The 23,338-nt window shown below is 70.9% G+C and carries 20 protein-coding genes and 2 pseudogenes; 8 read left to right on the forward strand and 14 right to left on the reverse strand.

The genetic code is table 11. From position 1 onward, the window contains the following. Positions 1-335: 335 nt before the first annotated feature. From WH85_RS19695 to WH85_RS19720, 6 genes are all read right to left on the reverse strand, one after another. The gene (locus WH85_RS19695; protein ID WP_045743377.1) at positions 336-719 is read right to left on the reverse strand and encodes a hypothetical protein; all 384 of its coding nucleotides are present in this window, start codon (positions 717-719) and stop codon (positions 336-338) included. Beyond that, complete coding sequence (locus WH85_RS19700; protein ID WP_045743378.1) at positions 712-2,085, reverse strand: hemolysin family protein; 1,374 nt, start codon at positions 2,083-2,085, stop codon at positions 712-714. Before WH85_RS19700 ends, WH85_RS19695 begins: the two co-directional genes overlap by 8 nt. 5 nt (positions 2,086-2,090) lie before the next feature. Next, a complete protein-coding gene (gene ybeY, locus WH85_RS19705; protein WP_045743379.1) occupies positions 2,091-2,561 on the reverse strand; it encodes an rRNA maturation RNase YbeY in 471 nt (156 codons plus the stop codon). 22 nt (positions 2,562-2,583) lie between these two features. After that, on the reverse strand, positions 2,584-3,660 hold the full coding sequence (locus WH85_RS19710; RefSeq protein ID WP_045743380.1) for a PhoH family protein: 1,077 nt from the start codon (positions 3,658-3,660) through the stop codon (positions 2,584-2,586). Between the two features lie 272 nt (positions 3,661-3,932). Beyond that, the gene (locus WH85_RS19715; protein WP_045743381.1) at positions 3,933-5,321 is read right to left on the reverse strand and encodes a serine hydrolase domain-containing protein; all 1,389 of its coding nucleotides are present in this window, start codon (positions 5,319-5,321) and stop codon (positions 3,933-3,935) included. Further along, on the reverse strand, positions 5,318-5,665 hold the full coding sequence (locus tag WH85_RS19720) for an HIT domain-containing protein (RefSeq protein ID WP_045743382.1): 348 nt from the start codon (positions 5,663-5,665) through the stop codon (positions 5,318-5,320). The genes WH85_RS19715 and WH85_RS19720 overlap by 4 nt, the downstream gene beginning before the upstream one ends. A gap of 69 nt (positions 5,666-5,734) precedes the next feature. On the opposite strand from WH85_RS19720, the gene WH85_RS19725 reads away from it, so the two are divergent. Beyond that, positions 5,735-8,107: a beta-glucosidase family protein gene (locus tag WH85_RS19725; protein ID WP_045743383.1), complete on the forward strand. Its 2,373-nt coding sequence runs from the start codon at positions 5,735-5,737 to the stop codon at positions 8,105-8,107. Here WH85_RS19725 and WH85_RS19730 read toward each other — a convergent pair. After that, entirely contained in the window at positions 8,097-9,728 is a 1,632-nt protein-coding gene (locus WH85_RS19730; RefSeq protein ID WP_157411097.1) for an MATE family efflux transporter, read from the reverse strand. The genes WH85_RS19725 and WH85_RS19730 overlap by 11 nt on opposite strands. Positions 9,729-9,815: 87 nt before the next feature. On the opposite strand from WH85_RS19730, the pseudogene WH85_RS54140 reads away from it, so the two are divergent. Together WH85_RS54140 and WH85_RS54145 are read left to right on the forward strand one after the other, a co-directional pair. Next, positions 9,816-10,037: pseudogene (locus WH85_RS54140) on the forward strand (PadR family transcriptional regulator); the annotation flags it as partial. A gap of 266 nt (positions 10,038-10,303) precedes the next feature. Beyond that, positions 10,304-10,378 (forward strand): annotated as a pseudogene (locus tag WH85_RS54145) (hypothetical protein); the annotation flags it as partial. A gap of 46 nt (positions 10,379-10,424) precedes the next feature. On the opposite strand, the gene WH85_RS19740 reads toward WH85_RS54145, so the two are convergent. Both WH85_RS19740 and WH85_RS19745 read right to left on the reverse strand, forming a co-directional pair. Next, positions 10,425-11,159, reverse strand: coding sequence for a 16S rRNA (uracil(1498)-N(3))-methyltransferase (locus tag WH85_RS19740; protein WP_045743384.1), 735 nt, complete (start codon positions 11,157-11,159; stop codon positions 10,425-10,427). Between the two features lie 17 nt (positions 11,160-11,176). Continuing rightward, complete coding sequence (locus WH85_RS19745) at positions 11,177-11,779, reverse strand: TetR/AcrR family transcriptional regulator (protein ID WP_045743385.1); 603 nt, start codon at positions 11,777-11,779, stop codon at positions 11,177-11,179. Positions 11,780-11,897: 118 nt separating this feature from the next. On the opposite strand from WH85_RS19745, the gene WH85_RS19750 reads away from it, so the two are divergent. Together WH85_RS19750 and WH85_RS19755 are read left to right on the forward strand one after the other, a co-directional pair. After that, a complete protein-coding gene (locus WH85_RS19750; RefSeq protein ID WP_045743386.1) occupies positions 11,898-12,767 on the forward strand; it encodes a TIGR03620 family F420-dependent LLM class oxidoreductase in 870 nt (289 codons plus the stop codon). A 44-nt stretch (positions 12,768-12,811) separates the two neighbouring features. Continuing rightward, the gene (locus tag WH85_RS19755; protein WP_045743387.1) at positions 12,812-13,639 is read left to right on the forward strand and encodes an SDR family NAD(P)-dependent oxidoreductase; all 828 of its coding nucleotides are present in this window, start codon (positions 12,812-12,814) and stop codon (positions 13,637-13,639) included. A gap of 224 nt (positions 13,640-13,863) precedes the next feature. Here WH85_RS19755 and dnaJ read toward each other — a convergent pair whose 3' ends face one another. The 3 genes from dnaJ to hemW all read right to left on the reverse strand — a co-directional run bounded on the left by dnaJ (position 13,864) and on the right by hemW (position 17,351). Next, positions 13,864-14,997, reverse strand: coding sequence for a molecular chaperone DnaJ (dnaJ, locus tag WH85_RS19760; protein WP_045743388.1), 1,134 nt, complete (start codon positions 14,995-14,997; stop codon positions 13,864-13,866). 34 nt (positions 14,998-15,031) lie between these two features. After that, positions 15,032-16,054, reverse strand: coding sequence for a heat-inducible transcriptional repressor HrcA (gene hrcA, locus WH85_RS19765; RefSeq protein ID WP_045743389.1), 1,023 nt, complete (start codon positions 16,052-16,054; stop codon positions 15,032-15,034). A 97-nt stretch (positions 16,055-16,151) separates the two neighbouring features. Continuing rightward, a complete protein-coding gene (gene hemW / locus WH85_RS19770) occupies positions 16,152-17,351 on the reverse strand; it encodes a radical SAM family heme chaperone HemW (RefSeq protein WP_045743390.1) in 1,200 nt (399 codons plus the stop codon). Between the two features lie 27 nt (positions 17,352-17,378). On the opposite strand from hemW, the gene WH85_RS19775 reads away from it, so the two are divergent. The 3 genes from WH85_RS19775 to WH85_RS19785 all read left to right on the forward strand — a co-directional run bounded on the left by WH85_RS19775 (position 17,379) and on the right by WH85_RS19785 (position 20,820). After that, complete coding sequence (locus tag WH85_RS19775; protein ID WP_045743391.1) at positions 17,379-18,143, forward strand: enoyl-CoA hydratase-related protein; 765 nt, start codon at positions 17,379-17,381, stop codon at positions 18,141-18,143. 91 nt (positions 18,144-18,234) lie between these two features. Further along, complete coding sequence (locus WH85_RS19780; RefSeq protein ID WP_045743392.1) at positions 18,235-19,104, forward strand: hypothetical protein; 870 nt, start codon at positions 18,235-18,237, stop codon at positions 19,102-19,104. Between the two features lie 72 nt (positions 19,105-19,176). After that, the gene (locus WH85_RS19785) at positions 19,177-20,820 is read left to right on the forward strand and encodes a PAS domain S-box protein (RefSeq protein ID WP_045743393.1); all 1,644 of its coding nucleotides are present in this window, start codon (positions 19,177-19,179) and stop codon (positions 20,818-20,820) included. Positions 20,821-20,924: 104 nt separating this feature from the next. On the opposite strand, the gene WH85_RS19790 is transcribed toward WH85_RS19785, so the two are convergent. Both WH85_RS19790 and lepA read right to left on the reverse strand, forming a co-directional pair. After that, a complete protein-coding gene (locus WH85_RS19790) occupies positions 20,925-21,206 on the reverse strand; it encodes a GlsB/YeaQ/YmgE family stress response membrane protein (RefSeq protein ID WP_045743394.1) in 282 nt (93 codons plus the stop codon). A 93-nt stretch (positions 21,207-21,299) separates the two neighbouring features. Next, on the reverse strand, positions 21,300-23,177 hold the full coding sequence (lepA, locus tag WH85_RS19795) for a translation elongation factor 4 (protein ID WP_045743395.1): 1,878 nt from the start codon (positions 23,175-23,177) through the stop codon (positions 21,300-21,302). Between the last annotated feature and the right edge of the window lie 161 nt (positions 23,178-23,338).

Here is a 23,338-nt window from a genome sequence, read left to right on the forward strand (position 1 = left end):
CTGCTGATCGCCCTGATCGGCGGCCCGCTTCGCCGCCCGCCGTTCCTGGCGCAGCTTCTCGTTGCGTTCGCCGGCCGTCAGACGGCGTTCCCCGCCGGCCTGGCCCTCGCCGCTCGGACGGCCCGCGCCCGGACGGCCGGTGCCGCTCTGACGGTCGCCGCCCTTGCGGGTGCCCGTCTGCGGATCCGCGGTCAGGCTCCGGATGGTGTGCTTCTGCTTGCCGCCGGACTGGCGCTCGCCGTTCTGACGCTCACCGCCCTGGCGGGCGGCACCGGCCTGACGGCTGCCGGTCTGACGCTTCTTCTGCTCGCCGTTCTTACCCGGCTCCCGGCCCGTCACTGGGTGACCGTGCCCAGCAGCGAACCGTCCGGGCCCGCCACGTGGATCGGCGCGTCGGCCGCCAGGTCACGCACCGCCGCGTGCCCACCGCCGTCGAGCGTCGACGCCTCGGTCACCACCGCGGCCGCCTCCAGCCGGGTCGCGCCGGACGCGGCGGCCTGCGCCACCGCCAACTGCAGCGCGGTGACCGCCAGGTGCGGCAGGGCCACGGTCGCCGCCGCGTAGGTGCGGCCGTCCTGGTCACGGACCGCGGCGCCCTCGACCGAGCCCACCCGGGCCCGGGAGCTGCGCGCCAAGGTCACCAGTTTGGCGTCCTCGGCGCTCAGCACGGCGCCGTCCGCGCTCGGTACGGTCGCGGCGGCAAAGGTCTGGTCAGGCATCGGCGGGTTGTCTTTCCTCATTCTCGGCAACGTTCTCATCGGCCGGGCCGCGGGGCGGCTCCGGCATGACCCGGCGCACCAGCACCGAGTCGATCCTGTTCCGCCGGCCGGTGGTGCCCTCGGCGGTCAGGTGCAGGCCCTCGACCTCGACCGTGGCACCGGGGATCGGCACCCGGCCCAGGGTCTGTGCGAGCAGGCCGCCGACGGTCTCCACCTCGTCGGCCGGCAGCTCCACGCCGAACACGTCGCCCAGGTCCTCGATCGGCAGCCGTGCGGTCACCCGCACCGCGCCGTCGTCGAGGTGCTCGATCGGCGGGCGTTCGACGTCGTACTCGTCGGTGATCTCGCCGACGATCTCCTCGAGGATGTCCTCGATGGTGACCAGGCCGGCCGTGCCACCGTACTCGTCGACCACGATCACCAGGTGGTTGCGGGCGGCCTGCATCTCGGAGAGCAGGTCGTCGACCGGTTTCGACTCGGGCACGAAGGTCGCCGGGCGCATCGCGTCGGCCACCGCCTGCGCGGCCGCCGCCGGATCCCCGTTCTGGGTCCGCCGGATGACGTCCTTGAGGTAGAGCACGCCCAGCACGTCGTCGACGCTCTCGCCGATCACCGGGATCCGGGAGAACCCGGACCGCAGGAACAGGAAGAGCGCCTGTTGCAGCGTCTTCGACGCCTCGATCCACACCATCTCGGTCCGCGGCACCATCACCTCACGGGCGATCGTGTCGCTGAGCGCGAACACCGAGTGGATCATCTCGCGTTCGCCGTGCTCCACCACGCCGCGCTGCTCGGCCAGGTCGACCAGCTCCCGCAGCTCGACCTGGCTGCCGAACGGCCCCTCCGGGAAGCCCTTGCCGGGCGTCACCGCGTTGCCGATCAGGATCAGCAGCTTGGCCAGCGGGTTGAGGACCTTGCCCAGCCAGCGGACCAGTGGCGCGGTCGCCCGGCCCACCGCGTACGCGTGCTGCCGGCCGACGGTCCGCGGGGCGACACCGACCACCACGAAACTGACGAGCGTCATCGCGCCGGCGGTGACCAGCGCGGCACGCCAGCCCACGCCCCAGCTGTCCACCGCGACCAGCGCCACCATGGTGGTCGCGGTCAGCTCGAACAGCAGGCGCAGAAGCAGCAGCAGGTTGACGTAGCGGACCACGTCGGAGACGACCGCGGCCAGTGCTCCCGCGCCCCGCTGCCCCTCCTTGTCCAACTCCGTCGCCCGGGCGTGCGAGACGGTCGCCAGCGCGGCGTCCGTCATCGACGCGAGTCCGGCCAGGAACACCAACACGACCGCGACGACGATCAACTGCACATCCGGCAGGCCCGCCGAGACGGCGGACGCTGCCAGAGGTTGGGCGGGCTCCACGGCGCTCAGCCGGCCTTACGACCGGCGCGCCAGCTCTGCAGCAGCTTGTTCTGCAGGGCGAACATCTCCCGCTCCTCGTCCGGCTCAGCGTGGTCGTAGCCGAGCAGGTGCAGAGCGCCGTGCACGGTGAGCAGGTGCATCTCGTCGGCGGCCGAGTGCCCGGCCACCGCCGCCTGCTTCGCGGCGACCTCGGGCGAGAGCACGATGTCGCCGAGCAGCGCCGGCTCACCGGCACCGGACTCGCCCGGACCGTGGTCGACGCTGCCCTCGTCCATCGGGAAGGCGAGCACGTCGGTCGGACCGTCGCTGCCCATCCACCGGTGGTTCAGCTCGGCCATGTAGTCGATGTCGACGAGCAGGATCGACAGCTCGGCGAGCGGGTTGACCCCCATCTCGTCCAGGGCGTGCCGGGCAACCGCGAGGATCGCGTCGGTGTCGACCTCGACTCCCGACTCGTTGGCGATCTCGATGGACATAGTGGTGCGATTACCCCTTGTACTAGCGCCGTCGACCCGGCCGGCCACCACTGGCGGCCCGGCCCGGCACGGCGTGGACGGATTGTGCTGCCTGTTGTTCCTGCTCGGCGTCGAACCGCGCGTAGGCGTCGACGATCTCGGCGACCAGGCGGTGCCGCACCACGTCGGAGCTGGACAGCTCCGCGAAGTGCACGTCCTCCACGTCGCGCAGGATCTCCCGCACGACCTTGAGGCCGCTGGTGGTGCCGCCGGGCAGGTCGACCTGGGTGACGTCGCCGGTGACCACGATGCTCGAGTTGAAGCCGAGACGGGTCAGGAACATCTTCATCTGCTCGGGCGTGGTGTTCTGCGCCTCGTCGAGAATGATGAACGCGTCGTTGAGCGTGCGCCCGCGCATGTAGGCGAGCGGCGCGACCTCGATCGTGCCGGCCGCCATCAGGCGCGGGATGCTCTCCGGGTCGAGCATGTCGTGCAGGGCGTCGTAGAGCGGCCGCAGATAGGGGTCGATCTTCTCGGTGAGCGTGCCGGGCAGGAAGCCCAGACGCTCGCCCGCCTCGACCGCCGGCCGGGTCAGGATGATCCGGCTGATCTGCTTGGCCTGCAGCGCCTGCACGGCCTTGGCCATGGCGAGGTACGTCTTACCGGTACCCGCCGGGCCGATGCCGAAGACGATGGTGTTGGCGTCGATGGCGTCGACGTAACGCTTCTGGCCCAGCGTCTTGGGCCGGATGGTGCGCCCGCGCCGGGACAGGATGTTGAGGGTGAGCACCTCGGCGGGACGCTCGGAGGTGTTGGCCTCGAGCATCGCCAGGGTCCGGCGGACGGCGTCGACGGTGAGCGTCTCGCCCTTCTCGATGAGCTCGATCAGCTCGGCGAAGAGGCGTTCGGCGATGGCGTTGTCGGCCGGTTCCCCGGTGATGGTGATCTCGTTGCCACGGACGTGCACGTCGCTGTCGAGACTGCGCTCGACGAGGCGGAGGATCTCGTCCTTGGCGCCGAGCAGGTTCACCATGATCTTCGGGTCGCTCACCGAGATCTTGGTCTGCGCCCGCACCGGGCCGGACGAGCCCGTGCTGGAAGAATTCGGCGTACCGGTCATAGGGCGGCCCAGCGGGCCTCCGCCACCTGCTCTCGTTCTCTGCGTCGTCCCGGGGGCTGGGTCCTGTGGCTCAGGCGGGGCGGCGTGCTCAAGGATCGTGCCATCCTATCCGCTCCCCCGTCCGCTCGCCGATGCCATTATCGGCCGCCCGGGGGAGATCACCCGCCCGCTTCGCCGCAACCCCACACCACCGTGGCCCTCCCCGGGCGCGCTCGGCGTCCCGTCCGCGCCGAACGGGACGGGGCTCTGCGCGTACCCGGGAGAGGACGCCGTCAGGCGGGCTCGGGGCCGGACGACGCCGGACCGCCGTCGAAGCCCTCCTGCAGACGGGTGAACCGGTACGTCGCCCAGTGCATCCGGACCACCGCCCCGGACTCGTCACGGGTCAGCCGCAGCAGCTCGCCCGCCTCCCGTCCGGAGACCGTACGCAGCACGTCGGCCCGCTCCGGGGTGGGCCGGAACACCGCCGGCGGCCGGTCCGCGGGCGCCTCCGCCGCACGGGCCTGCAGCGCGCCGTCGTGCCAGGCGAAGACGAACTCGCTGCCCTCGCTCCACCAGCGGCCCAGCACCGAACGGTAGGACTTCGGCGCGGGCGGCGCCGGACGCCACGGGTGGATGTCCGCGGGATCGGCCTCGACGGCCAGCCGCAGCAGCTCGTGGACCAGCTCGTTGGTCTGCCCCGCGGTGCCGGAGGACCCGAGGACGGCGCAGCCCAGCGCACCCGGGTTGCCCTCCCCGCCACGCCGGCCGTAGACGCCGGCCAGGAATCCGGGCATCGCCCCGTCGTGGCCGACGTGCACCACGCGCTTGCCGTCCGGGACCAGGATCAGGCCGAGACCGAACCCGGCACCCCACAGCGTCTCGTCGGTGGTGGTCAGCGGCCAGCGCATCTCGTCGAGGCTGGCGGCGGCGAGTACCCGGCCGTCCGGGTCGCTCGACTCCGGAGTAGCCAGGAACGCCGACCAGCGGGCCATGTCGCCGGCGGTGCTCCACACCTGCGCGGCCGGTCCGACACCGCCGAGGTCGACCGGAGGTTCCGGCCGGGCGGCGTCGGAGTAGGCGTCGACCAGGTACCCGGTGACCGCCTCGGCCGGCCGCTCGACCGTGGTGGAGAGCAGCCCGAGCGGGGCGAGGATGCGCTCGGCGAGGATCTCCGCCCAGGTGCCGCCACGCACCTCGGCCACGATCCGCCCGAGCACGGCGAGTCCCAGGTTGGAGTAGTGGAAGCGGCGCGCGTTGGGCAGCACCCGCTCGGCCCGGTCCAGTTCGGCGATCAGCCGCGTCGCGTCCGGGGTGATCAGGGTGTCCCAGACGTCACCGTGCGGCTCCCGCTGGAACCCGGAGGTGTGCGACAGCAGCCGGCGCAGGGTGGCGTCACCGTGCGCGGGCACGTCGAGGTAGGCCGAGACCGGCTGGTCCAGGTCGAGCAGCCCCTCGTCGCGGGCCTGCATGACGAGCACCGCGGTGAGGGTCTTGGTGACCGATCCGATCCGGAACCGGCTGTCGGCACCGAGCGGGTGGTCCGGGTTGCCGGAGTCACCGACGGTGAACACCCACGGTTCCCGGTCGGGGCGGTGCAGGGCCACGGAGAGTGCCGGGATGCGCCCCTCGGCCTGGGCCCGGCGTGCGGCGCGTTCGTAGCGTCCGGTGGGCGTGCTCACCTGGCGGCCAGCATCGGGCCCAGCGGGGCGCCACCGACGACGTGCGCGTGGACGTGGAAGACCTCCTGGCCGCCGTGACCACCGGTGTTGAAGATCACCCGGAAGCCCTCGGTGAGGCCCTCGCTCTCGGCGACCGCGGCGGCGGTGGCCAGCACGTCCGCGGCGGCGGCCGGGTCGGCGGCGAGTGCGGTCACGTCGGCGTGATGGGCGACCGGGATCACCAGCACGTGGGTCGGCGCCTTCGGGTCGATGTCCCGGAAGGCGAGGGTGGTCTCGGTGCGGTGTACGACGGTCGCCGGTATCTCACCGGCCACGATGCGACAGAAGAGGCAGGAGTTTTCCACCTGTCGGATCTTATGTCGTACGGATTGAATGGTCGGCGGATCCTCACACCCGATCACGGGAGCGCACGCATGACTGACATTGATCATCTCGTCGGGGTTCTGACCCTGGACGAGAAGGTATCCCTGCTGACCGGACAGGACTTCTGGTCACTGCCGGCGATCCCCCGGATCGGACTGCGGTCCCTGGTCATGTCGGACGGCCCGGTCGGCGTCCGAGGCACCGGATACACGCCGGACGACCCGTCGACCGCCCTGCCCAGCCCCACCGCGCTGGCCGCCGCCTGGGACCCCGCCCTGGCCGAACGGGCGGGCCGGATGCTCGGCGCCGAATCCCGGCGCAAGGGCGTGCACGTGCTGCTCGGCCCGACCGTCAACCTGCACCGCACCCCGCTGGGCGGCCGGCACTTCGAGTGCTACTCGGAGGACCCGCTGCTCACCGGCGAGATCGCGGCCGGGTTCGTGGCCGGGGTGCAGTCCCAGGGCGTGGCCACCACCACCAAGCACCTGGTCGGCAACGACTTCGAGACCGAGCGGATGACCGTGGACGTGCGGATCCCGGAGCGGGCGCTGCGGGAGATCTACCTCGCGCCGTTCGAACGGGTGGTCCGGGCCGGCGGGTGGGGCGTGATGAGCGCGTACAACGGGGTCAACGGGGCGTCGATGGCGGCGAACGCGACGATTCAGGAGGAGATTCTCAAGCGGGAGTGGGGCTTCGACGGGTTCGTGGTCTCCGACTGGCGGGCCGCGCGGTCGACCGTGGACACCGCGCTGGGCGGCCTGGACGTGGCCATGCCGGCGATGGACAACCCGTGGGGTCCGACGCTCGTCGAAGCGGTTCGACAGGGCCGGGTGCCGCTTGAGGTGATCGACGACAAGGTGCGGCGGGTATTGCTGTTGGCCTCTCGGGTCGGCGCGCTCTCCAGCGACTTCTTCGATATTTCGCCTATGTCTGTCGACGGCGACGCGGTGGCCCGCGAGGTAGCCGTCCGATCGTTCGTGCTGGTCCGCAACGAGGGCCTGCTCCCGTTCACCGGCCCGGACCTGCGCCGGGTCGCGGTGATCGGCGCCCTGGCCACCGACGCCCGGGTCCTCGGCGGCGGCAGCGCCCAGCTCACCCCGGCCCACGTGATCTCCCCGCTGGACGGCCTGCGCGCCGCCCTTCCGGACACCGAGGTGGTGCACGCGATCGGCGCCGACCCGCGACCGTTCCTGCCACCGGCCCAGGGACCGGAATGGTCCGCGTTCGTCTTCACCACCGGCGGGCACCGGTTCACCGCGGAGACCGGTGCGGTCCGCTGGATCGGCGACCCGCCCGGCGGACAGGACGTCGGCACGATCACCGAACTCGAACTGCGTACCGTCCTCACCCCCACGGTCACCGGCGAGCACCGGATCGCGGTGTCCGGCTTCGGCGCGTTCGAACTCACCGTCGGCGACGAGAAGCTCTATCAGGGATCGCTGCACCCGCCCGGCACCGGCCGCGCGGACCTGCTGCTCAACCCGCGCGAGCAACTCTTCACCGTGTCACTGGCGGCCGGCACGCCGACCCCGGTGGTGCTGCGGCAGACCTTCGAACCGGGCGCGGCCCACTCGGTGGCGACCACCCTCGGTCACCGCGGACCCGGCCCGGACGAGGAGGGCCTGATCGCCGAGGCGGTCGCCCTGGCCGCCCGCTCCGACGTCGCGGTGATCGTCGTCGGCACCACCGAGCAGGTCGAGTCCGAAGGCTTCGACCGGACCTCCCTCGCCCTGCCCGGACGCCAGGACGAACTGGTCAGCCGGGTGGCGGCGGCGAACCCGCGGACCGTGGTAGTGGTCAACGCCGGCTCACCGGTGCTGCTGCCCTGGTCGGAGGAGGCGGCCGCGGTGCTGCTCACGTGGTTCCCCGGACAGGAGGCCGGCGCCGCCCTCGCGGACGTGCTCCTCGGCGTCGCCGAGCCGGGCGGCCGCCTGCCCACCACCTGGCCACGTCGCGAGCAGGACTGCCCGGTGCTCGAGGTACGCCCCGCGGACGGCACGCTCGGTTACGACGAGGACATCTTCGTCGGATACCGCGGATGGTTGCGGTCGGCGGCCCGCCCGCTCTACGCGTTCGGTCACGGTCAGGGCTACACCACCTGGGCGTACGCCGACATCACGGTCACCGGGGCCGAGGCGCGGGTGACGCTGACCAACACGGGAGACCGCACCGGCCGGGAGGTGGTGCAGGTCTACCTGTCCGCGGAAGCCGCACCGAGCGCCCTCGCACGGCCGGAACGCTGGCTGGCCGGGTTCGCGATCGCGGAGGCCGCACCGGGCGAGACCGTCACGGTCCGGATCCCGCTGCCGGAACGCGCCTTCCAGGTGTGGGACGGCGGATGGCGTACGGTGCCCGGCGTCTACAGCGTGATCGCCGCTCATGCCCTCGACGATCCCCGTCTCACCGCGAGCGTCACACGGTAAGTCGTCGCCCAGCAGGGCGGCCGTCTTCACGGCGGTCGTCCTCGCGATCGCCGTCCTGACGATGCGCGTCCTCACGGCTGCCGTCCTCACGGTGCCCGTCCTCACGGTGCCCGTCCTCACGGTGCCCGTCCTCACGGTGCCCGTCCTCACGGTGCCCGTCCTCGCGGCTGCCGCCCCCACGATGCTCGTCCTCACGGCTGCTTCGGCGATCGGTGTGGAAGGTCAGGCGCAACACCAGGACGCACTGCAACACGGAACCCGCCGCCATCGCCGCCCAGACACCGGACAGGCCCCACTCGCCGGAGGCCCACCAGGCCAGCACCGTCTGGGTGACGGTGCCGGTCACAGTGATCGCGAACAGGCGCGGCCCCTGACCGGCGCCCATCAGGAAACCGGCGAGCGCGACCACCACCGCGAGCGGGGCCAGGTAGCCGCCGATGCCGCGCAGCATGGACACCCCGACCCGGATCACCTCCGGGTCGCTGGTGAACATCCGCATCAGCACGGGCGCGGCGGCCGCGAAGACCGTGACGGCGACGATCCCGGCGGTCGCGGCCAGGACCAGCACGTGCCGGCCGACGACGCGGCGCTGCACGGCCGCGGCCTGCGGTGTGAGGGCGGCGAGCGTGTGCGGGGTGTGCACCGTCGCGGCGTTGCGCAACGCGTAGAACCCCATCGTGGCCAGATAGAGGATCTTCATCCCGATCCCGTACGCGGCCACCGCCGCCACCCCGGAGCGCCCGACGACGGCGACGATGGCGAGCGCGCCGAGCATCCGGACCAGGAAGTCTCCCGCGATCGGCGCCCCGGTGACCGCAACTGATCGGATCGCCGCGCGCATCTCCCCCGCCGCGTCCGCGCTCTCCGCCCACGTCCGTCCCGCCGGATCCGTGGTCGTCGCCCGCGCCCCTCCCGCCGGGTCCACGGCCGCCGCACGCGCCCCTCCCGCCGGGTCCACGGTCGCCGCCCGCGCCGGGCCGCGGGTGAGGAGCCGGTGCAGCAGGAGCAGACCGAGACACAGGGCGATGCCGCGGCCGATGGCGGTGGCGACGGCCGCGCCCGTCACTCCGAGTGCCGGGAACGGGCCCGGGCCGTAGATCAGCAGCGGGTCGAGGACCAGCAGGATCCCGTTGGCGATCAGGGCCAGGCGCATCGGGGTACGCGTGTCGCCGTGGCCCGCGAAGATCCCGTCGACCACCTGCTCGGCGTAGAAGATGGCCAGCGCCGGGAAGAGCACCGCGAAGAACGACGCCGCCGCCGCGACAGCGACCGGATCGTCCAGGAACAGCCGGGCGATCGGCTCGCGCAGCACCCACCCGGTGATCACGACGACCGGGGTGATCACCGCGTAGATCCGCCAGCCGGCCCGCGCGATGATCCGCACCGCGCCGGTGTTCCCGGCGCCGAGCCGTGCCGAGATCAGCACCAGCATCCCGCCGTTGACCAGCAGGATGGCGCTGTGCAGCACGTTCTCGACCGTGGTGGCGACGGCGACGGCGGCCGCCGCGGACGAGCCCAGCCGCGCCACCCAGGCCACGTCGATGATCCCGGTGAGCACGCCGGAGAGCAGGGCCACATAGCTGGGGAACGCGAGCCGCAACAACCGCGACCGGTGATTCATCACTACCTCGTTTCGCTCTACCTCTAATCGAGGTACCTCGGAACGATATAGGTCTACCCTGGGACGGCACAAACAGGGAAGGGCGCGATGCTGGAGCTGTCGATCCTCGGGTTCCTCTACGACGAGCCGTTGCACGGCTACGAACTCAAGGAACGGATCATGGAGTTGACCGGGCACGTCAAGCGGGTCAGCGACGGCGCGCTCTACCCGGCGATCAACCGGTTGCAGGCGGCCGGCCTGCTGGAACGCCGCATCGAACCGGGCACTTCGGCGGCGCCCCGGCAGATGCTCTTCCTCACCGACGCCGGCCGCACCCGCCTGCTGGAACGCCTCGGCAACCCGGTACCGACCGAGATCACCGACCGGAACCGGTACTGGACGGTCCTGGCGTTTCTGCGCCATCTGCCGGATCGGGAGAAGCAGATCGACGTGCTGCGGCGGCGGCTCGCCTTCCTGGAGGGCCCGGTGACGTTCTTCTCCCGGGACGGCAGGCAACTCCGCCAGAAGGACATGGACGACCCGTTCCGCAGCGGGATGTTCGAGGTCGCCCGGGCCACCCGTCAGGCCGAGGTCGCCTGGCTGACCCGGGCCATCGACGAGCTCGCCTCCGACGAGCTCACCTCAGACGAGCACACTTCAGACGGGCACACTTCAGACGGGCCCGCCCAGGGCAGGCTCGCCTCGGGCGCGCTCACCTCACCAGCGGCCGAGACGCGCGGAGAGCACTGACAGGGCGGCCACCCCGGCGGTCGAGGTCCGCAGAACCGACGAACCCAGGCGCACCGCGGTCGCGCCGGCCTCCCGGAACGTGGCGACCTCCGGGTCGCTGATGCCACCCTCCGGGCCGATGACCAGCACGATCTCCCCGGCCGGCGGGAGGGCCACGCCGGTCAGCGGGTCGTCCGCCTCCTCGTGCAGCACGAACGCGGCGGCCGCCCCGGCGAGACGGGCCGCCACCTGCTTCGTCGAACAGTCCGGATCGCCGGTCACCACCGGCAGCCAGGAACGACGGGCCTGCTTGGCCGCCTCCCGGGCGGTGGACGACCACTTGTCGCGGGCCTTGACGCCCCGGTCACCACGCCACTGGGCCACCGACCGCGACGCCGCCCACGGGACGATCTCGTCCACGCCGGTCTCGGTCATCGCCTGCACGGCCAGCTCACCCCGGTCGCCCTTGGCGATGCCCTGCACCACCACCAGGCGCGGGTCGGCCGCCGGCTCGTGACAGCGCTCGCCGACGACCACGTCGACGCTGCCCTTGCCGACCGCGGTGACCTCGGCGGACGCGGTTCCGCCCCGGCCGTCGGCGAGGATCAGCGCCTCACCCACGCGCAGACGCTGGACGGTGGCGGCGTGATGCCCCTCCGGGCCGTCGAGCGTGAACGACGAACCACCGGGCAGACTCTCGACGAGGAACAGCGGCGCAGACACCCCCGCACGCTACCGAATCACCGCGGGACGGCCCGCAGAGCCAGGTCGATCGTGGCGTACAGGCTCTCCCTGCCGACACCGGCCGCCGCGTGCACGGCGTTGCCCTCGCTGACCACCATCACGTACCGGGCCAGCCGGTCCGGATCGGTGCCCTCCGGCAGATCCCCCTCGGCGACGGCCCGGGACAGCCGCTCGGCGAGCGCCCGCTCGCCGGTGAGCCGGCTCTCCGCCAGGAACGTCGCCACCCGCCCGTCGTCCGTGCCGCAGGCCAGCCCGCCCTGGATCGAGAGACATCCGGCGGGGCGGTCGCTGCGGGTGAGGGCGTCGGCGTTGGTGCGCAGGAAGGTCTCGATCACCTGGTACGCCGTCGGCTGCGCCAGCGCCACCCGGACGTACGCCATGTCGACCTCGGCGTAGCGGGCGACGGCGAGACGGAACAGGTCCTCCTTGTTGCCGAAGGCCGCGTACATGCTCGGGCGCTCGATGCCCATCGCGGCGGTGAGCTCGCTCAGCGAGGCGCCCTCGTATCCCCGCCGCCAGAACACCTCGACCGCCCGGTCCAGGGCGACGTCGGTGTCGAAGGCACGGGGACGGCCGCGCTTGCGCGTCGACTCTGCCATCGGTTCCGCCTCTCTCTCGTGACGCACCTCATTCTAACCGGCCGGTACAGAAATAGGACCGAGCGTGCTAGCGTTCCGAATTGCATACCGAGCGGTAAATAATTTGGGAGTGATCGTCATGGGACTGGAGAACCTCGGCCGGGTCGGCGTCTGGAGCATGGAACTGCGCAACGCCGGACAGCCCGGGGTACGCGACGCCGCCGCCGAACTGGACGACCTCGGCTGGCACACGATCTGGCTCCCCGGACTGGACGGATCCGGGGTGCTCGACGACGTCGACCGGCTACTCGGCGCCGCCCCGCACAGCCGGGTGGTGACCGGCGTCCTGAACATCTGGGGGCAGTCCCCCACCGACCTCGCCCGGCGCGTCACCGCCCTGGACGCCGAACACGGGCCGCGGACCGTCACCGGCCTCGGCATCGGCAGCCCGGCCGGCGCCGCCGCGCACGGCCGGCCGTACGGCGACCCGGTCACGTCGATGCGGCACTACCTCGACGACCTGGCAATCCCGGAGAGCCGGCGGCTCCTCGGCGCGCTGGGGCCGAAGATGGTCGACCTGGCGGTGGCGCGGACCGCGGGATGGCACCCGTTCCTGGTCACGCCGGACTACATCGCCGCCGCACGGGACCGGGTCGGCAGCGCGCCCTTCCTCGCCCCGCACCAGGCCGTGGTGCTGGACACCGACCCGCGGCGGGCGCGCGCGACGGCCCGCGCCGGCATCGGGATGTTCCTCGGATTCCCGACCTACCGCGCCAACCTGCGGCGCCTCGGATTCGGCGACGACGACCTCGTCCCCGGCGGCAGCGACCGCCTGATCGACGCGCTGGTCGCCCACGGCACCGCCGAGGACCTGACCCGGCGCGTCCAGGAACACCGGGACGCGGGCGCCGACCACGTGGCCGTGCACGTCCTCACCGATCCGGCCACTCCGGGCCTGCCCCTCGCCGCCTGGCGCGAGCTGGCCTTCCTCAACCGCCACTTCGCCTGACCTGTTCGCCACTTCGCCCGACCTGTTCATCAAGGAGAGACATCATGGGACAACTCGACAACCGGACCGCGCTCGTCACCGGCGGCACCTCGGGCATCGGACTCGCCGCGGCCCGGGCACTCGCCGCGGAGGGTGCCCACGTATTCGTCACCGGCCGGCGTCAGGACGCGCTCGATGCCGCGGTCGCCGCGATCGAGCAGGAGACGGCAGCCCTGGTCGCTCGGGATCCGGCACTCGCCCCGGCCGGGCGGGCCTCGACCGCCGTCGCCGCCGGAGGACACGTCACCGGCATCCGGGCGGACGTCGCCGACCACGGCGATCTCGACCGGGTGATGGACGCCGTCCGCGACCGCGGGACCGGACTCGACATCGTGTTCGCCAACGCCGGCGGGGGCGGGTTCGCCGCCCTCGAGGACATCACCTGGGAGCACTTCGCCGACACGTTCCACACGAACGTGGGCGGGACGCTCTTCACCGTTCAGAAGGCGCTTCCCCTGCTCAACCCGGGCGCCTCGGTGATCGTCACCAGCTCCAACATCGACGTGAAGGGTGCTGCGGCGTTCAGCGTCTACGCCGCGAGCAAGGCGGCTCTGCGCTCCTTCACCCGCAGCTGGGCCGCCGAACTGGCCGGCCGCCGGGTACGCGTCAACAGCATCGCCCCCGGCCCGATCGAGACGCCCGGGCTCAGCGGCCTGGCCCCCGACCCGGCCGCCGCCGAGCAGCTGCTCAAGCAGTTGGCCGCCGGTGTCCCGATGAACCGCCTCGGCCGCCCGGAGGAGATCGCCGACGCGGTGGTCTTCCTCGCCTCCGACCGGAGCAGCTTCATGACCGGCGCCGAGTTGTACGTCGACGGCGGCGCCAGCCAGATCTGACCCACCCGAGGCTGTCATACCGGCCACAGAACGCCTGAACTCCCACATCGGCGGCGGCCGCGGGGAGTTCAGGCGTACCAGAGGGGCGCAACCACTCACGCAGGTCGCCTCGGAGGGCTTCACGCTCTGGACGCGCCAGCGGCCAGTGAAGCTCTCCGAGGCCCTCGGCGGGAGCGACGGTCGGCACCCACCACCCCGCTACGACATCGGTCTTACGATTTTGATCAGTGCCCGTTGAAGGCGTCGCGCATCCGGCTGAAGAATCCGCCCTGCTTGCTCAGCTCGGCGATGTCCTCGCCGCGGGTCTTGGCGAAGTCCCGCAGCATGCGTTCCTGATCGGCGGTGAGCTTGGTCGGCGTCTTGACGTCGAGGTGCACGTAGAGCTCACCGCGGCCCTGACCGCGCAGGTGCGGGACGCCCTTGCCGCGGATGCGCAGGGTGCTGCCGGGCTGCGTGCCCGGTTTGACCTCGATGTTCTCCTCGCCGTCGAGGGTCTTGATGGTCATCCGGGTGCCGAGGGCGGCGGCCGTCATCGGCAGCGTCACCCGGCAGTGGAGATCATCGCCCTTGCGGGAGTAGACGTCGTGCGGGCGCTCGTGGATCTCGACGTAGAGGTCGCCGGCGGTGCCACCGCCGGGGCCGACCTCACCCTGCTGGGCCAGGCGGATCCGCATGCCGTCCTCGACACCCGCCGGGATCTTGACGGTGAGCGAGCGGCGTGTCCTTATCCGGCCGTCACCGGCGCACGTCGGGCACGGGTTGGGGATCGTGGTGCCGTGACCCTGGCAGTTCTGGCAGGGGCGCGACGACACCACCTGTCCGAGGAAGGTGCGCTGCACCGACTGGACCTCGCCACGGCCGGCGCAGACCTCACAGGTGGCGAGGTGCGTGCCGGGGGCGGTGCCGGCGCCGGAACACTGGGTGCAGAGCACCGCGGTGTCGACGGTGATCGGCGCCTCGACGCCGAAGGCGGTCTCGACCAGGTCGAGCTCGAGACGCAGGATCGCGTCGGCGCCGGGCCGGGTGCGGGGGCGCGGTCCCCGGGAGCCACCACCGGCGGCGGTGCCGAAGAACGCGTCCATGATGTCCTGGAAACCGACGAACGGTCCGGCGCCCCCGGGGCCGGGCGCGCCGCCGCCGGGCGCGAGCGGGTCACCACCCAGGTCGACGATCTGCCGCTTCTGGTCGTCGGAGAGGACCTCGTAGGCGGCGTTGATGTCCTTGAACTTCTCGGCAGCCTCGGGGTCGGGGTTGACGTCGGGGTGGTACTGCCGAGCCAGTTTGCGGTAGGCGCGCTTGATCTCGTCGTCGGTGGCTTCCCGGCTGACGCCGAGAATTCCGTAGTAGTCCTTGGCCACGGGGTTTGGAGTCCTCAATGTCTGCGCGAATCCGTCAATTCTGTGCCAACAGGTCGCCAACGTACCGTGCCACGGCTCGAACAGTAGCGATGGTCCCGGGATAGTCCATGCGAGTGGGGCCCAGCACTCCGAGCCCCCCAACGATCGTCGCACCCGGTCCGTAACCGCTGCTGACCACCGAGGCGGACCGCAGGTTGTCGATCTCGTTCTCGTCGCCGATCCGGACCCGGGTGGTGCTGGGCTCCAGGTCGCCGATCAGCTTGAGCAGGATGACCTCCTCCTCGAGAGCCTCGAGGACGGGGCGCAACGTGCCCTGGAAGTCCAGCACACCCCCGCGTGTCAAGTTTGCCGTACCCGCGAGGGCGAGGCGCTCCTCACTGCGCTCGACGAGCGTCTCGAGCAGCACCGAAGCCAGACAGGCCATCGTCGCACGCCGCTCGGTGTCACACTCGTCCACCAGGGTCTGCACCAAGGGTGGTGTGTCGGCGAGCCGCTGACCGGCGAGTTTCTCGTTGACCCGGCGGCGCAGCTCCCACACGTCGGTCTCCGGAACCGGGCCGGGCATCTCCACCAGTCGCTGCTCCACCCGGCCGGTGTCGGTGATCATGACCAGCATGAGCCGGGTCGTGGAGATCGGCACCAGCTCGAGGTGGCGGACGGCGGAGCGGGAGAGGCTGGGATATTGCACGACGGCGACCTGGCGGGTGAGCTGGGCCAGCAGCCGGACCGTGCGATGCACCACATCGTCGAGGTCCACGACGCCGACCATGAAGCGCTCGATCGCCCGGCGCTCGGCCGGACTGAGCGGCTTTATCCTGGTCAACCGGTCCACGAAGAGCCGGTAACCGGCGTCGGTGGGCACCCGGCCGGCGCTGGTGTGCGGCTGGCGGAGATAGCCCTCCTCCTCCAGCGCGGCCATGTCGTTGCGCACGGTGGCCGGGGAGACGCCCAGCTGGTGGCGCTCGACGAGGGCTTTGCTGCCGACCGGCTCCCGGGTCTCGACGTAGTCCTGGACGATCGCCCGGAGCACGGCGAGCTTGCGGTCATCCAGACTCATCCGGCTCCTCCCCTTGCTAGCACTCCAGTGGACAGAGTGCCAGTCTACGTCCCGGCGGGCGTCGGCGCGATGATCGAAAGTACGGATCCTCCACCGATCACAGGACGTCACGGATCACCGCATCGGCCAGCAGCCGTCCGCGGAGGGTCAGGACGAGTCGCCCGGCGGCGTGGGCATCGGGGTCCAGAAGGCCGTCGGCCAGCGCTTTCGCGGCGGCGTCCCGGTCCACCCGGCTCAGCTCGATGCCCTCGCGGAGGCGGACCCGCAGCATCACGTCCTCCATATGGCGGTCATCGTCGGTGAGCAGTTCCCGCGCCTGCGCGGGGGTCTCGTTCCGGTGAAGGCGCTGCGCGTACGCCGTCGGATGCTTGACGTTCCACCAGCGGACGCCGCCGACATGGCTGTGCGCGCCGGGACCCAACCCCCACCAGTCGGCGTTCGTCCAGTAAAGCTCGTTATGACGACAGTTTCCGTCTTTTTTCGCCCAATTGGAGACCTCGTACCAGTCGAAACCGGCCGCGGTCAGTGCCTCGTCAGCGGCCAGGTAGCGGTCGGCGGCGACATCGTCCGAGGGATAGGGCATCTCACCGCGGCGCATCCGGGCCGCCATCCGGGTGCCGTCCTCGACGATCAGGGCATAGGCGGACACATGGTCCACCCCGGCATCGATCACGGTCTGCAGCGAGCGGTCGAAGTCGGCGGCGGTCTCGCCCGGGGTTCCGTAGATCAGATCCAGGTTGACGTGCTCGAACCCGGCCTCGCGCGCCTCCAGGGCGGCCTGCGGGGCGCGCCCGGCGGTGTGCCGGCGGTCGAGGAGGCGGAGCACGTTCTCGGCGGAGGACTGCATGCCGAGGGAGATCCGGGTGAAGCCACTTTTCCGAAGTTCCGACAAATACTTCAGATCGACGGATTCCGGATTCGCCTCGGTGGTCACCTCGGCGTCCGGCGCCAGGCCCCACGTCCGGTCGATGCCCTCCAGGATCCGGCCGAGATCACTCGCGCTGAGCAGCGTCGGGGTGCCGCCACCGACGAAGACCGTGTCCACCCGGCCGGGTGCGATCACCCGGGACGCCAGGGACAACTCGCGGAGGACGGTGTCCGCGTACTCGTCGCGACTCGCCCCTCCGCCCAGCTCACTCGCCGTGTAGGTGTTGAAGTCGCAGTAACCGCACCGGCTGGCGCAGAACGGGACATGGACATACACGGCGAAGCCGTTCTTGCCCACGTGCTGGGTTGCTTCGTCGGGGAGCGAACCGTCAGTGGGGACGGGTTCGCCGTCAGGGAGTGCGCCGGCCATCGGTCAAGCGTAGTTAAGGTTCCCGGCATGGATCTGGTCCGTACCGCCACCGCCGCCGGAGTGACCACTCTGACCCTGGACAGCCCGGCCAACCGCAACGCCCTGTCCACCACCCTGCTCAAGCAACTCCTCGACACCCTGGGCCGGACGGTCGGCGACCAGTCCGCCCGGGTCGTCGTCCTCTCGCACACCGGCCCGGTGTTCAGCTCCGGCGTCGACCTCAAGGAGACCGCCGCGGCGCGACCCGGCGACCGGCTCCCCGCCGAGATACTCGCCGACGTCCTGGCCGTGCTCTGGGAGTACCCCAAACCGGTCGTCGCCCGGATCGCCGGCCCGGCCCGTGCCGGCGCGCTCGGGCTGATCGGGGCGGCCGACATCGCGGTCTGCGACCGGGCCGCCACCTTCGCCTTCACCGAGGTGCGACTCGGGGTGATCCCCGCGGTGATCAGCGCGACGGTCCTGCCGCGGCTCGCGCCCCGGGCCGCCGCCGAGCTCTACCTGACCGGCGACGTCTTCGACGGGACACGGGCCGCCGAGATCGGGCTGGTCACCACCGCCGTCGAGGCGCAGGAACTGGACACGACCGTGGCGGGCTTCTGCGCGTCGCTCATCCGGGGCGGTCCGCTCGCGCTCGCCGGCACCAAACAACTGCTGCGGCGTACGCGTAACGACGGCATCCGCGCCGAACTGGCCGATCTCGCGCACCGCTCGGCCGGATACTTCCAGTCCGCCGAGGGCCGGGAGGGCGTCGCCGCCGCCCGCCAGAAACGCGATCCGGACTGGATACCGTGATCACTGGAGCGGGTGCTGCCGCTCCAGTCACGCCGGGCGCCGAGCGCTCGTTGTCTAGGCTTGGCGGTCCGAAAGTTCAGGAACTCAGGAGGTGAGGGTGCGCACGAAACCGTTGGTGGGCGTCCTCGCCGTGGTCGCCCTCGCCGGTGTCCTCGGTGTCGTCGTGCTGGTGAACACCATGGCGAGCAACCTCAAACTGCCGCAGATAGGCCCCGCGTGCACGGTCCGCGCCGACGGCGAGGTGGCCCTCGACGCGGTGCAGATGGCCAACGCCGCGACGATCGCCGCGGTCGGGGTGCGCCGCAACATGCCCGAGCAGGCCATCGTGATCGCCCTGGCCACCGCGTTCCAGGAATCCAAGCTGGAGAACCTGGAGGACGGCGACCGGGACTCGGTCGGCCTGTTCCAGCAGCGTCCCAGCCAGGGCTGGGGCACCGTGGAGGAGATCTCCGACCCGCGGTACTCGGCGGGCAGGTTCTACACGGCGCTCAAGAAGGTCGAGGGCTGGGAGGAGATGCGGATCACCGACGCCGCGCAGACGGTGCAGCGGTCCGCCTACCCGGAGGCCTACGAGAAGTGGGCCGACAAGTCCCGGGTGCTCGCCGCCGCGCTGACCGGCCGGGCCACCCAGGCGGTGGAGTGCCGTTTCACCGGGACGCCCGTGCTGCGCGGCGCCGCGGCGGCCACCAACCTGCTGGAGACCCTCAAACTGGACTGGGGCAAGAAGCTGGCCGGCAAAGCTGAAGAAGCGACCGGCTCCGCGGGGTTGACCGTGGCCGTCGCCGACGAGAGCATCGGCTGGCGGTACGCGCACTGGCTGGTCTCGCACGCCTCGGCGACCGGACTCGAACGGGTACGTTTCGGCAACTTGCAGTGGCACGCCCCGGAGGGCAAGTGGCAGCCGCTGACCGACGGCAGCAGTGCCGACGCCGCACAGGTGGTGGCCGAGGTCTACAACTGACCCGAGGATGGTGATTGCGCTGCGTATACATCCACATGGACAGTGCGCAACCATCCTGGTACTAAGTAGGACGTGTTGAGGGCCGTCGAGTGGATCCTGCTGGGTGTGGGCAGCGCGATCGCCGTCCTGGCGGGCATCCGGTGGCACCGGCCGGTCCGGCCCACACCCTGGCTGCTGGTGGCCGCGTCGCTGGTCGCGCTCGCCGTCGGCGACGTGGCCTACGACCTGCATCTGACCGGGCTCGCCGACGTCGGATACCTGCTGAACTACGCCCTGATCACGATCAGTCTGCTGCAGTTCACCCGGGTCGGCACGATGCTCGCCGACCGGTCCCGGCTGATCGACCTGCTCGCCTTCTCCTGCGCGACCCTGCTGGTCGTCTGGGTCTACGGGATCAGTGCGGCCGACGAGTTCGGCGCGGTGTCCTCCTACGACGTGATCGGTGACCTGCTGCTCATCGGCGTCATCGGCCGTCTCGTCGCCGAGGACCGGCGCAACGCCGCGGCCTACCTGCTGCTCACCGGCGGTTTCGGCCTGCTCGCCGCGGACATCACCTATCCGCTGTGGCCGGACCGCCCCGCCGAGGCCGGATACGTCCTGTTCTACCTCGCGTGGGGAGCGGCCGGCCTGCACCCGTCGATGACCCGGCTCACCGAGCCCCGATCGCCCGAACCCGGCCCGTGGCGTCTGCGTCACATCGCCCTGCTCGCGCTGTCGGTCGCGACGCCGCCGGCGGTGCTGCTCGCCGAGGCGCTCACCGGCACGGTCTCGGTGGAGAACGGGCTGGTCCTCGCCGTCTCCGGAGCGATCACCCTGCTGCTCACCGTCACCCGGCTGGCCGACGCGGTGCACCAGCACAGCCAGGCGCTCAGCCGCGAACGCGGTCTGCGGACGGCCACCACCGACCTGGTCGCCGCGGCCGACCTGCCCGCCGTGGACGCCGCGGTCCGCGCGGCCGTGACCCGCCTGCTGCCGCCGCACGCGGTACGCCGTGTGGTGCTCGCCACCGACGACGGCCGGCTGGCCGGGGAGAACCTGCCGCCCGCCCCGGCGGGAGCCGACTCCCGCAGCTGGCTGGCCACCACCGCCGACCCGGACGAGCGGACCCTGATCTGTCCGCTGCGCCTCGAGCCCCTCGCCGTGGCCCGGCCCAGCGGCGGCGCCCTGGTGATCACCGGCAGCCGGGACGCCCTGACCGCCGGACGCGACGCGCTGGAGGTGCTGGCCGGTCAGGCCGCCCTCGCCCTGGACCGGATCACCCTGGTCGAGGCGGTCGGCCGCCGCGACAGCGACCTCTACCTGCGCGCCGTGATCCGCAACACCGCCGAGATCATGGCGGTCGTCGACTCGGACCGCCGCATCCGGTACGCCAGCCCGGCCCTGCGACAGCTGATCGGCCTCGACGAACTGCCGCCGCTGACCGCGCTGGACGACCTGATCCACCCGGACGACCGCCGGCGGGTCCAGCGGGAGATGCGCGCCACCGGCGACGGCACCATCCACTGTGCGCTGCAACGGGTGGACGAGACCCAGGCACTGATCGAGATCACCTATCGGGATCTGCGGGAGGACCGCCTCGTCCAGGGACTGGTGGTCACTTTGAAGGACATCACCGACCGCCACGATCCGGTGGAACGCCTCCCTCATCCGGAACAGCACGACGACATGCCCGGACGGGTGAACAGGCGGAGTGCCCAGCACAAGTTCCGCTATTGATCTGATCTTCTATAAACGATCTCTTATCGACCGGAACACTGAAAAACGCCGGCCCCGAAGGACCGGCGTTTCTCAGGTTTCAGTTGTTACTGCGGCACCCCGCCTCAGCGGGTCAGGTGCCGACGGCTGCCGACACCGGCGACCAGAGCGACACCGATCGCGGCGAACACGACCTGGAAGAAGAACTCGATCCAGTCGAAGCCGGCGGTGTCAGCGACACCGAAGGCCCGGGCGAGCACGGTGCCCAGCAGCGCGGCAACCACACCGACCACCATGGTCAGCCAGATCGGGATGTTCTGTCGGCCGGGCACCACGAGCCGGCCGAGCGCACCGATGATCAGGCCGACGATGAGGGCCACGATGATGCCGGTGAGAGTGAATTCCATGAGGTTCCTCCTCGGGGGGTGGAGCATGTTGTTGCGTCCGTCGGCCCCCTGAGTTCCCGACCCTCCCAGAACTCAAACCGCCCTATTTCTTGCTCATTTTTTGGCAGGCCCCTTGTCGGCGGTGTCCGAGGTGGAAAGTGCGGCGATGAAGGCCTCCTGAGGCACCTCCACACGGCCCACCATCTTCATCCGCTTCTTGCCTTCCTTCTGCTTCTCGAGCAGCTTGCGCTTACGGCTGATGTCACCGCCGTAGCACTTGGCGAGCACGTCCTTACGGATCGCACGGATCGTCTCGCGAGCGATGACCCGGCTGCCGATGGCCGCCTGGATGGGCACCTCGAACTGCTGCCGCGGGATGAGTTTCTGCAGCTTGGCGGCGATCGTCGTGCCGTACGAGTAGGCCTTGTCCTTGTGCACGATGGCACTGAACGCGTCGACCGGCTCACCGTGCAGCAGGATGTCCACCTTGACCAGTTCGGCCGCCTGCTCGCCGGAGGGCTCGTAGTCCAGCGAGGCGTACCCCTTGGTCTTGCTCTTCAGCTGGTCGAAGAAGTCGAAGATGATTTCGGCGAGCGGAAGGGTGTACCGCAGTTCCACCCGTTCGGCGGACAGGTACTCCATGCCGAGCAGGTTGCCGCGACGACTCTGGCACAGCTCCATGACGGCACCGACGTACTCGTTCGGCACCAGGACGGTGGCCCGCACGACCGGCTCGTGGATCTCGGCGATCTTGCCGGCCGGGAACTCGCTCGGGTTGGTCACCACGGTCTCGCTGGCGTCCTCGGTGAGCACCCGGTAGACCACGTTCGGCGCGGTCGAGATCAGGTCCAGGTTGAACTCGCGCTCCAACCGCTCCCCGATGATCTCCAGGTGCAACAGGCCGAGGTAACCGACCCGGAACCCGAAGCCCAGCGCAGCCGACGTCTCCGGCTCGTAGGTGAGCGCGGCGTCGTTCAGCTTCAGCTTGTCGAGCGCGTCCCGCAGCGCCGGGTAGTCCGAGCCGTCGATCGGGTAGAGACCCGAGTAGACCATCGGCTTCGGGTCCTTGTAACCGCCGAGCGCCTCCTGGGCCGGCCGGTTGTTGCCGGTGACCGTGTCACCGACCCGGGACTGGCGGACGTCCTTCACACCGGTGATCAGATAGCCCACCTCGCCGACACCGAGCGCGCCGGCCTTCTCCATCTCCGGCGAGACGACACCGATCTCCAGCAGCTCGTGTACGGCCCCGGTCGACATCATCTTGATCCGGTCACGGGCCTCGATCCGGCCGTCGATGACACGGACATAGGTGACGACGCCGCGGTACACGTCGTACACCGAGTCGAAGATCATCGCGCGGGCCGGGGCGTCGGCCTTGCCCACCGGCGCCACGAACTGCCGGACGATCTCGTCCAGCAGGTGGTCGACGCCGACACCGGTCTTGCCGGACACCTTCAGCACGTCGGACGGCTCGCAGCCGATCAGCTTGGCGAGCTCCTCGGCATACTTCTCCGGCTGCGCGGCCGGCAGGTCGATCTTGTTGAGCACCGGGATGATGTGAAGGTCGTTCTCCATCGCCAGGTACAGGTTGGCGAGGGTCTGCGCCTCGATGCCCTGCGCCGCGTCGACCAGCAGAACCGCGCCCTCACAGGCGGCGAGACTGCGGGACACCTCGTAGGTGAAGTCGACGTGCCCCGGGGTGTCGATCATGTTGAGGACGGCGGTCTCGCCCGTCTTGTCGCCGGCACGGACCGTCCACGGCATCCGCACGGCCTGCGACTTGATGGTGATGCCGCGCTCGCGTTCGATGTCCATCCGGTCGAGGTACTGCGCACGCATCTGACGCGGGTCGACAACCCCGGTGATCTGCAACATCCGGTCGGCCAGCGTCGACTTGCCGTGGTCGATGTGAGCGATGATGCAGAAGTTGCGGATGCGGCTGGGATCGGTCGATCCGATCACGTTCACGCCGGGGTCGAGCGGTCCAGGCACGGTCTTCCGTTCTTGTCGGGCCGGCCCACGCGATGGCCGGCAGTCGTTCGTCTCGGGCTGGCCTCTGGCGGTCGTCCCGCGCCTGCCCCGGAGAGCGCCGGTCCGTCGGGACCGGCACTCCCTATCGTCCCACGTCCGCGCGGTGCACTCGGATCACACCT

The sequence above is a fragment of the Actinoplanes rectilineatus genome, from assembly GCF_000962825.1.
Classification (GTDB): Bacteria; Actinomycetota; Actinomycetes; order Mycobacteriales; family Micromonosporaceae; genus Actinoplanes; species Actinoplanes rectilineatus.